This is a genomic window from Allorhizocola rhizosphaerae, from assembly GCF_003426775.1.
In the GTDB taxonomy this organism is placed as follows: domain Bacteria; phylum Actinomycetota; class Actinomycetes; order Mycobacteriales; family Micromonosporaceae; genus Allorhizocola; species Allorhizocola rhizosphaerae.
This window is the reverse complement of sequence record NZ_QJUG01000280.1, coordinates 1-9,701: the sequence shown is the minus strand read 5'-3', so window position 1 is coordinate 9,701 and position 9,701 is coordinate 1. Positions and strand designations below refer to the sequence as shown.

The following is a 9,701-nucleotide window of genomic DNA, read 5'->3' as shown; positions in this document are numbered from 1 at the left end:
GCCGGCGCCTGTCCGGGGTGCTCGCCACCGCCCACATCGAACTGGATGTGCTCGATCCGCCTGAAGCCGCAGAACTTTTAACCCATCTTGTGGGTACCGAGCGAGCCTCCGCCGAGCCGGCCGAGCGCGACAGCGTGGTGGCGGCGTGCGGCCGGCTGCCGCTGGCCATCCGCGTGGCGGCGGGCCGGGTGATCCTGCGGCCCGATCTCACGCTTGGCCGGCTCGCCGAGCGGCTGCGCGGTGACCGCGTACTCGATGAATTGACCGGAGACCTTTCCAGCGACCAAGGGGTACGGGCGAGCGCGGAGCAAAGCTACCGGCTGCTCTCGCCGGACGAGGCGCGGGGATATCGGCTGCTCGGGGCCTTGGGCACGGCCGACTGCCCGGCCTGGGTGTTCGACGCGCTGGCCGGACCGTCCACGGCGGACAGGATGATCGACGGCCTGGTCGACGCGCATCTGGTGCGGTTGATCCCCGGCGACGGCGCCGCCGCCCCGCTGGTGCGAACGCATCACCTGCTGCGCAGCCACGCCGAGGAACACGCGCGCGCCCACCCGGAAACGGCCCGGGACGTGGCGGCGGTGCTCGCCGGATGGATCGACACGTCCCTGCAATGCGCGCGCGGCCTGCCGTTCCGCTACTTCGGCGTGCGGTTGCCGGCGAGCACCGGCCGGGCCTACGGCGGTGACGGCTGGTTCGACGCGATGCGCGACCATCTCGTGCCGATGCTGCGGGTCGCGGTGGAGCGAGGACTGACCGAGCAGGCGTGGGTGCTGGCCGCCGCGTGGGCGTCCTATTTCGACCTTCGCGGTGAATACGCGTTGTGGGAGCAGGCACATCAGACCGTCCTGCCCGCGCTGGAGCAGCCCGGCCACGAGGCCGGGCGGGCCGTGTTGCTGCGCGAGCTGGGCCAGGTGGCGCTCTACCGTGACGACCTCGACCTGGCCGAACAGCGACTGTGTGCGTCCGTCGACCTGTTCGGCTCCATCGGCCACCGCGACGGCGAGGGCGTGGCGCGCATCGGCCTGGGCACCCTGTGCCGGGTACGCAATCTCGACGATCAGGCCATCGAGCACTACAGCACCGCGCTGGAAGCCTTTGTGGCCACCGGAAACCGCGAGGGCGAGGCGGTGGCGCGCAACGCGACCGCGCTCATCATGCTGCGCCGCGGACAGCTCGACGAGGCGCAGCGGTGGCTGGCCGAGGCGTTCCAGCTGGCCGTGGAGACCGACGACGAACACCGGCAGGCCCAGGTGCGGCGCAGGATCGCGATCCTTTGCCGGGCCAACGGCGACCTGGCCGCCGGGCAGAAGGAACTTGAGGAGGCACTGCGCATCTTCCAGGCGCTGTGCGACCACCATTGCGCCGCTTACGCGCGCATCGCGCTGGGTGAGCTGTGTCTGGAGGCGGGCGACCACGCGCGGGCACACCAGCTTTTCGTCGACTCGCTGAGCATCGGCCGCGAACTCGGCGACATCACCTCGCAGGCCGAGGCATACCAGGGGCTCGGCGAGGTGGGCCTGACCGCGGGGCGCAGGCAGACCGCGCAACGCTATTTCGCCCAGGCGGTGCGCAGCTGGCAACTGGCGTCCAACCCGGCCGCAGCCGCGCGGGCACAGGCGCGGCTCGACGAGCTCTGAGCTTTTGGCCGCAGCGGAAGATCAATGTGCGCGCAATGTGCCGGGGCGGGCCATCCTCGTGCGCGTGCACAGTCCACGCCCGGTCGATGACGCCCTACGCTGGCAGCTGGACCGCGTGGGTTCGGCCGCCTGGGAGGGCTGGTGCCTGAAGTTCCAGCTCATGGCCTACGGTTTCGTGGAGGAGCCGGGCGTCGCCGGCGCCGGTGAGGCGCTCGACTGGCTCACCGCCCGCAGCGCGGTGCGCCACGACGAACCACCGCCGCGCGGCAAACTCGTGTGGTACGCCGACGGGGACACCGTCACCGTGATGTCCAGTGTGGACGGCGGACGGGTCGTCGGCACCGGAGTCAACGACAGCGTCGGCATCATCGGATACCGTGATCGGCCCGGCTACGTGGGCTGGACCGAGCCGATCTTCCCTTACGCGGGCTAGGACCAAGACAGCCGTCGGTTGTTGACACTTCGGGTCTCCACCACTTCGGCGGCAACCGGGTCGCGCGGCGGCCAGGAAACGTCACTTATTCGTTGAAGGAATGGCGAAACCCATCGGGAGGGCATTGTAGTAGCCGTGTGAGTTCAGCCCCGCCGTGGGCAAGGCGGCCCACAGAATCATAGCCGTAGGTGGTGACCGTCATGTTTCCACATCAGACCGATGAGCAGGTCCAGAGCGCGCCCGGTGGGTGGGTGGCTGTTCGTCGGACCACACGGCGAGTTCCCGTTCGCGCAAGCGTTCGTCGGTGCATTGCTCGATGCGCGACATGGTCCAGCGCAGCATCGGCGGAGCCATCAGCGAGGTGAAGACCGCCACGAGCACGACGATGGTGTACATCGCCGGGCTCAGCACCCCGAGCCGCAACCCGATGGTGGCCACCACGATTTCCACCGCGCCGCGCGCGTTGAGGCCGGCGCCGAGCGCGAGCCCTTCCCAGTGGGTGAGCCCGCCGGCCCGTCCGCCGATGTAGGCACCGGCGAGCTTGCCGACGACGGCAAGACCCAGCACGAGGGCGGCGATCAGTAGGGTGCCGGGATCGCGCAGCGCCAGCAGGTCCATCTTGAGCCCCGCCGTCGACAGGAACAGCGGCGCGAACACGGCGAGCACGAAGGTGCGAAGTGGAGCGAGCTTGGCGGTGACGGCCCGGCCCGGAGTATTGAGCAGGATGCCCGCGACGAACGCGCCCAGCACGGCTTCAAACCCGAGTGCGTGGCTGGCGGCGGCGCAGCCGACGATGAGTACGACGCTGACCGTGATGGTCGCGCCCGATCCTTCGCCGGCGGCCGACCGCCGCAGCGCGAAGATGGCCGCAGGGCGGACCACGACCGTCACAGCGAGAAGGAATACGGCGAGGTGCCCCAGGTTGGCCAGGACCCGCGCACCATCGAACCCGGTCAGCGTCATCACCGATACCACCGACAGCAGCAGCCACGCCACCACATCGTGACCGGCGGCGGTGACGAGGGTGAGCTGCCCGATATCGCGGTGCAGCATCTTGAGATCGATGAAGGTCTTGGCGATGACGGGGATCGCGCTGACGGCCATGACCACACCCATCAGGAGCGCGAACGCCGGGCGGCCGCCGGCCGGACCGAGCGCCTCGCCGGGCAGGAGATACCCGGTCGCCATCCCGATCAGCAGCGGCAGCACCAGCGCGATGCTGCCGGCGACGGCCACGGTCCGGCCGCGCCGCCGAAGCGTCCGAAGTTCGAGGTGCGCGCCGGAGACCGCCACGAACAGCAGCACACCGAGCTGGGTGATCGCATCGAGCAGCTGCCACTGCGTCACGTCGCCCGGCCACAGCCACCCGTACCCGTTGAGGTTGCCCAGGATCGACGGCCCCAGCAGCACACCGGTCAGCAACTCGCCGACGACCGCCGGCAAACCGAACCGCATGGCGAGCCTGCCCAAGCACAGGGCCACCGAAAGCAGCACCGCGAGCTGGAGCAGAAGGATCAGAAACTGATGCGAGCCAATGGACATCGGTCACAGGCTCCGTTCGCCCAGCAGCGAACGGTACGAGTGGTAGTGCAGCCGGCGCCGGCCACAGGCGAGCGCCGCACCCGGGGGCAGGCGGACCGCGGTTCCCTTCGCGAGCGGGGTCCAGCCGTTGACCTGCGGGTGGCGGACAAAGGCGCCGGTGGCCTCCGCCACCGCCGTCACGTCCCATCCGTCCAGGACTACCCTGAGGTGTACCACCGCGACCTGAGGGTCGGGAAACGAAACCGCATTGGCCCGACCCGCCGCCACGGCCGGGTCGTTCTCCGGCCGGCTGCCGATGACATGGTCACGCAGCAGCGGTGACACCGTGCCGTCATCCAGCACAAGCACGCCGAGCTGCGGCCGTACGCCCCGCATCGGCCGTCCGGTGTGGACAGTGGACAGTCCGCAGACCGCGCAGTAGGCGATCTCAGGGTCGTTGAAATGACCCTTGTCGCAGTGCACACCCATGACCTCGACCGGCTCGACATTCGTGGTCACAGCAACCGCCCTCCCCGGAACCGCCAGCGGACATAAACCACCCGCATCGGCCCGTTCGCGACCAACCACGTCGCCAACCACACCAGGACGAAATGGATGGCGAACGCGGCGAGATCCAAGGGCGCGGTCAACCCGGGCAACATCGCGCGGGAACCCAGCAGCCACACCAGCAATCCCTCCGGGAGCAAGGTCACCAGCCCGAACAGCGTCGGCCAATCCTTCTCCCAGCGCCATTGCATGAGCAGGTGGTAGAGCAGTTCCCAGCCGACACCCAACACCGCCACCGCGGCCAGCACCACCAGGGTGGCGCGGTACCGGTCAGGCATCGGCCCTGCCAGCGGCAGCAGCGGGGTCACCAGCATCGTCAGCGGCCAGCCGATGACCGCCAGCAGGAATAACCGGGTCTGAATACGGCCCGACAGTGTGGGTACCATGGTCCGCTCCCCTAAATCTGGCGGCCCGTGAGCCACTTGAGCCACTCGGCGAACGAGCGCAGCGGGCCGAAGTACCGGCAATGCCGGCGTTCGGCAAGGTCATCGACGATCTCCTGGGCGGCGATCTGAAGCCCGAGGAAGGTGTCCACTCCAGGGAAGTAGCCGCCATAGGCGGCCGCACCCGTGACGTAGACGCGCCCGTCCCCGTTCTCCGCGCCGCGCAACCGGAAACGCTGATCTACGTCGAGCCGGCCGAGCGGATTTCTTGCCGCTCCCCCGTGCTCCAGCAGATCGCGTAGCACGTGGTGCTCCTCGACCTCACCGATCAGGCCGGTGCAGTCGATGACGTAGTCGGCCCGCACCAGCGCCGCGCTGTGGGGTTCGTCCGGCCGGTCGAGCCGGGCCACCACCGCGCCTTGCTCCCACGTCAGGTCACCGATGACCCCGTTGAGCGACTGGTACCAGCCCTCCTGCCGCGCCCTGTCGAGCTGGTTCTGCCAATGCTGCCGCCACGGGGTGGTGGTGCCCTCGATCTCCTCGTATGCCCGGACCCGTTCCGGCCCCTCGAGGTCGTGCATGCGTGCCCGCAACTGCCCGCCCCACACCGACTTCGGGTAGTTGAATCCCTGGTACGCGAACCCGTCCTTGCCGTGGCGGCGGGCCCACATGTGCGGGCCATGCGTGTCGGCGACATACGTGCGGAACAAATGCAGGATCCGCGTTGCCGAGCCACCCTCCCGCCGGTCGCGGATCAGCCGTTCCAGCACCTGCGAGGCGACGATGCCGGCGCCCCGGACCAGGACGGTCCCCGGGCGGCGGCGTAGCGCCTGGTAGATGTGCTCGTGGTCCTCGTAGGCGTTCACCACGTGGTGGAAGTCGTGCCGCTCCCGGAAGCGCTGAAGGTCCGGCAGGAAGCGCAGCCCGGGGTAACCGACGGCGAGGTGCACATCCCGGCTGCGGTAGACGACCGGCGCCGCCGGTGGCCGGCCGTCGCGCGGCGATCCCGCGCATTCGGGTCGCAGCACGGTGAAGTAGCCGCCACCGAGCCGTTTGCGTACCACCTCGACGTTGCCGAGGACCAGCATTTCGTCATAGCCGATCCGGCGCGCCTCGCGGTCCAGACTGTCCACCACATCCTGCAGCCGTGGCGTGTAGTAGTCAGCGAGGACGGGCTCCACCAGTACCTGGAACACCGGGCCCGGGTTCCAGTCGCGGATCGCCTCCTGCCACGCGTATGACGGAAATCCCCAGATGTTGTCCGGTCGCGAGGAGGCATCCGACCGGATGCGACCCCGCCGCGGAATCTGCGACACGGTCGCCAGATGCTTGTATGCCTGCCATGCCCGGCGCTGGCGGGAAAGGACGCGGATGTCCACCGGCGTCAGGCCGCCCGCGATGCGCAGGTAATCCACCGTCACGAACGACCCGATACCCCCGCCGACCGAGACCAAGGGAACGTCGTGCACCTCGATGCCGGCGCCGGCCACCTCACTGTCGGACCACATCGCGGCGGTCTCGAGAGCTGGCGGCAGCGACGGCTCTGCCAGGACGTTCATCGGCCCACCAAGGTTGTCCGGGCGGCGCGGGACATCTTCCTGGCGATCTCGTTGGAGGTCAGCAGGTTCGCTTCCGCGACCACGATCAGGGTCCGCCCCACGCCGACGATGTTGGTCTGGGTGAGGTGGTAAAGCTCCGCGTTCACCAGGGGGCGGTTGTCGGGCGGCAACCTCTTGCCCGCAACGATTTCGTATTCCTGGGTACCGGGCTTGGCGTCGAACGAAGTCTTACGGGTGAACGCATAGGACACTGCGTCCGGTTCCTTGAGCGCGCCCTGTTCGATGGTGGTGACCCGCCCGGTCACCTTGCCGTCGGCGGTCACGGTGCCGCTGGCGCAACCGTTGAGGAGGCCGCGGATTTCGTTGATGAGCCGCTGACCGGCGCCGTCCGGGACGGCGACCACAAGCTGGAGGAAGTCGTTGTTGTGATGCTGCTCCACCCGGCTGCCGAACTGCACCCAGCCGTCGAGGTCGGCCAGCGGCCCGAGCACATCGGACAGGTATGGCCCGCAGGCGGCCGGATCGTAGGCCAGCCAGGGTGGGACGTCGAACAGTCCCTCCCCCATGCCCTGCTTGAGGGTGATCGGACCGCGGAACACCTGTGTTGGTGGCTGGTCCTCCCGAGACACCAGGACGTTACGCATCTCAATCATGTTGAGTGGCCGATCGGCGGATTTGACGGACCCGGCGTTGCGGCCGCCGTCCCGCGAGCCGGCGTCGATCGTCTGCTGTGCGCCGGGCCCGAGGGCTTCGCCACTGCCGTCGATGGCACGGACCGAACCCATGGTGATGACGGCCGTCCCTACCACCAACGCGACGGCCCAGCCGACCGTCATACCTTGGTAACGCATGCCAAAATCGTCGGCCCACCAAGCGAATCGGCGCATCTTCGCACGTGCGGATCGTACTGAGCGGCTGGTACGCCCGGCCGGCGGCGCCTGCTTGACAAGGCTCCTGGTCAGCGATATAACCAACTAGTTATGAAGCTGCGCGGTTATGAAGACGCCCGATCCGGCTGGACCGATGACACGCAACAGCTCGACGCCACGTTCGCGGCGCTGGCCGACCCCACCCGGCGGGCCATCCTGGCCCGGCTGGCCTCGGGCGACGCCACCGTGACCGAGCTGGCCAAGCCATTTCGCATGAGCCAACCCGCGATCTCCAAGCATCTGAAGGTGCTGGAGCGTGCCGGCCTGGTCTCCCGGCGGCGCGAGGCGCAGCGACGGCCGTGCCGCCTGGAGGCCCGGCCGCTGCGCACCGCCGTCGATTGGCTGGAAGATTATCGGCGGTTTTGGGGAGAGAGTTACCGACGCCTCGATACGCTGCTCGACGAACTCAGATCGGTGGAAGGGCCGACATGACGGAGATACTTGAGGCGTCGACTCCTAGCGATACGACGATCATGCTGCGGCGCACCTTCACCGCACCGCCCCGGCTCGTGTTCGCCGCGCTGACCGAGCCGGCGCTGCTCATGCGCTGGTTCGGGGCGCGCGGCTGGCATCTGGTCGTCTGCGAGGTCGATTTGCGGGTGGGCGGCGCCTGGCGGTTCGTCTCGCGCGGGCCGGGCGGTGTGGAGCTCGGGCACGGCGGCGTTTACCGCGAGATCGACCCACCTGTCCGCTTGTCCTTCACCGAGTCCTACGACGACGCGTGGGTGCCCGGCGAGGCCCTGGTCACCAACGAACTGGCCGGGCTACCCGAGGGGACGCTGCTGACCAACACCATCCGCTATCCCTCGCGGGAGATCCGGGACATGGTGCTCAAGACGCCAATGCGGCGCGGTGCCACTGAGGCGTACGAACGGCTGGACGAGACGTTGCGGAAAGCGTTGTCAGATAAGGCGAAAGCAAAGTCATAACGAGACTCACCACCATTCACAGAAAGGGACAGGCACAGTGAACTGGACGTTGGAAGTGGTCATGCTGCCGGTGACGGACATCGACCGCGCCAAGGAGTTCTACACCGAAAAGCTCGGCTTCCACCTCGACCACGACGCCCGCAACCCCGAGGGCTACGGCCCGGTCCAGCTGACCCCTCCGGGCTCCGGCTGCTCGATCGTTTTCGGCAAAGGGATGACCGACGCCGCGCCCGGCTCGGCCAAGCTCCAGCTCGTGGTGCCCGATCTGCACAAGGCGCACGCGCAGTTGCGCGAACGCGGCGTCGAGGCCGGCGACATCCAGCTGATGAGCCCGACCGGGCCGCGCCCGGCCACCGACCAGGACCAGCTGGACAACATGGGGTTCGTCTTCTTCGCCGATCCGGACGGCAATGCCTGGGCCGTGCAGCAGATCTCATCACGAGCCTGACCGGCGTTCACACCTCGGCTTCCCGCCATCCGGCGGGGGCACGAAGCCGTTCACCGAGGCACTCGCGCACGGTCGTCACGACCCGATCCGCGTCGGCATCGGTGAGCCCTTGGTGCATCGGCAGGAGCAGGGTCCGCGCGGCCGCGTATTCCGCGTTCGGCAACGCGGCCGCCGACCCGTACGCCGCCACGCGATGCAGGAGCGGATACCGGAACGTGGTGTAGATGCCACGCTCGTAAAGGTCGCGGGCAAGCTCGTCGCGGATGCCGGGTGAGACCTGGATCCAGTACATGTAGTAGGACGACTCGTGTCCGGGCGGCAGGGGCGGCGGGCAGCGCAGTCCGTCCACTCCGGATAGTCCCCGGTCGTAGCGGCCGGCGATCACCCGGCGCCGGCCGATGAACTCGGGCAACCGGCTCAGCTGGACCGACCCGACCGCGGCGAGCACATCGTTGGTGACCGATCGCCGGGAAAACGACGACACCTCAAAGTCCCACCACCGGGTCCGGCTCCGCATCGCCTGGTCGTAGCCGCTGCGCTGCTCCAGCCCCAGAAAGGCCAGCTTGGGCGCACGCGCCGCCAGCTCGGGATCGCGCACATACAGCATGCCCCCGTCGACGGTCACGACGATCTTGCCGTGGTCGAAGCTCCAGACTCCCATGTCGCCGAAGGTCCCACAGGCACGACCGTCCACTCGCGACGCCACCCCGATCGCCGCGTCCTCGATGAGCAGTATCCGTCGCCGCGCACACAGCGCGGATATCCGGGCGACGTCGCCCGGATATCCACCGTAGTGCAGGATCAGCACCCCCTTGGTCCGGGACGTGAGCACGGCCTCGATATCGGCCACGGTGGGATTCAAGGTGTGCGGGTCGACATCGCAGAACACCGGCCGGGCGCCGCACGCGGCGATGGCATTGGCCGCGCCGACGAAGCTGACCGTTGGCAGCACGACCTCGTCTCCGGGGCCGAAACCGGCCAGCTGCACCGCCAGGAAGGCCGCCTCGGTGCAGGAGTTCAGCGAGGTGACATGGTCCCGCCCGACGCCGAGGTGGCGGGCGAAGCTCGCCTCGAACTCAGCAGTCCGCCGGCCCCGCCCGATCCAGTTGCCGGCGAAGACCTCAGCGACGGCGGCCAGCTCGCGTTCGCCGAGCGAAGGCTGGAAGACATTGATCATCTCATCCATCATGCACCCCGCCGGCTCAGCTTCCGTTCGCGCGGCGCCGCGGGTGCGGTGGCCGGGCCTGGTGCCGCGGCGCCCGTCGGCGGCACGCGCCGCAGGGTCGCGAGGG

The 9,701-nt window shown here is 68.8% G+C and carries 11 protein-coding genes; 5 read left to right on the top strand and 6 right to left on the bottom strand.

The genetic code is table 11. From position 1 onward, the window contains the following. Both DM816_RS36930 and DM816_RS36925 read left to right on the top strand, forming a co-directional pair. Positions 1 to 1,640, top strand: a 1,640-nt coding sequence (locus tag DM816_RS36930) for a tetratricopeptide repeat protein (protein WP_162908211.1), incomplete at its 5' end; no start/stop codon positions are given. A 64-nt stretch (positions 1,641 to 1,704) separates the two neighbouring features. Further along, positions 1,705 to 2,073, top strand: coding sequence for a hypothetical protein (locus DM816_RS36925; protein WP_162908210.1), 369 nt, complete (start codon positions 1,705 to 1,707; stop codon positions 2,071 to 2,073). Positions 2,074 to 2,271: 198 nt separating this feature from the next. Here DM816_RS36925 and DM816_RS36920 read toward each other — a convergent pair whose 3' ends face one another. Genes DM816_RS36920 through DM816_RS36900 form a run of 5 tightly spaced genes read right to left on the bottom strand, consistent with a single transcriptional unit; the run spans position 2,272 to position 6,954 of the window. Further along, on the bottom strand, positions 2,272 to 3,615 hold the full coding sequence (locus DM816_RS36920) for a cation:proton antiporter (RefSeq protein ID WP_117215155.1): 1,344 nt from the start codon (positions 3,613 to 3,615) through the stop codon (positions 2,272 to 2,274). Between the two features lie 3 nt (positions 3,616 to 3,618). Next, on the bottom strand, positions 3,619 to 4,113 hold the full coding sequence (locus tag DM816_RS36915) for a hypothetical protein (protein ID WP_117215154.1): 495 nt from the start codon (positions 4,111 to 4,113) through the stop codon (positions 3,619 to 3,621). Beyond that, positions 4,110 to 4,547 carry a hypothetical protein gene (locus DM816_RS36910; protein WP_117215153.1) on the bottom strand — a complete coding sequence of 146 codons (438 nt, stop codon included), beginning with the start codon at positions 4,545 to 4,547 and terminating at the stop codon, positions 4,110 to 4,112. The genes DM816_RS36915 and DM816_RS36910 overlap by 4 nt, the downstream gene beginning before the upstream one ends. A gap of 11 nt (positions 4,548 to 4,558) precedes the next feature. Continuing rightward, positions 4,559 to 6,103 (bottom strand): FAD/NAD(P)-binding protein, encoded by a 1,545-nt coding sequence (locus DM816_RS36905; RefSeq protein WP_117215152.1) that lies wholly within the window; start codon positions 6,101 to 6,103, stop codon positions 4,559 to 4,561. Beyond that, positions 6,100 to 6,954, bottom strand: coding sequence for a hypothetical protein (locus DM816_RS36900; protein WP_162908209.1), 855 nt, complete (start codon positions 6,952 to 6,954; stop codon positions 6,100 to 6,102). Before DM816_RS36900 ends, DM816_RS36905 begins: the two co-directional genes overlap by 4 nt. Positions 6,955 to 7,083: 129 nt before the next feature. Here DM816_RS36900 and DM816_RS36895 point away from each other — a divergent pair, with 129 nt between their 5' ends. Genes DM816_RS36895 through DM816_RS36885 form a run of 3 tightly spaced genes read left to right on the top strand, consistent with a single transcriptional unit; the run spans position 7,084 to position 8,409 of the window. Further along, positions 7,084 to 7,464, top strand: coding sequence for an ArsR/SmtB family transcription factor (locus DM816_RS36895; protein ID WP_117215150.1), 381 nt, complete (start codon positions 7,084 to 7,086; stop codon positions 7,462 to 7,464). Continuing rightward, positions 7,461 to 7,961 (top strand): SRPBCC family protein, encoded by a 501-nt coding sequence (locus DM816_RS36890; RefSeq protein ID WP_117215149.1) that lies wholly within the window; start codon positions 7,461 to 7,463, stop codon positions 7,959 to 7,961. The genes DM816_RS36895 and DM816_RS36890 overlap by 4 nt, the downstream gene beginning before the upstream one ends. A gap of 37 nt (positions 7,962 to 7,998) precedes the next feature. After that, positions 7,999 to 8,409: a VOC family protein gene (locus tag DM816_RS36885; protein ID WP_117215148.1), complete on the top strand. Its 411-nt coding sequence runs from the start codon at positions 7,999 to 8,001 to the stop codon at positions 8,407 to 8,409. Positions 8,410 to 8,416: 7 nt separating this feature from the next. On the opposite strand, the gene DM816_RS36880 is transcribed toward DM816_RS36885, so the two are convergent. After that, complete coding sequence (locus DM816_RS36880) at positions 8,417 to 9,595, bottom strand: DegT/DnrJ/EryC1/StrS family aminotransferase (RefSeq protein WP_117215147.1); 1,179 nt, start codon at positions 9,593 to 9,595, stop codon at positions 8,417 to 8,419. Between the last annotated feature and the right edge of the window lie 106 nt (positions 9,596 to 9,701).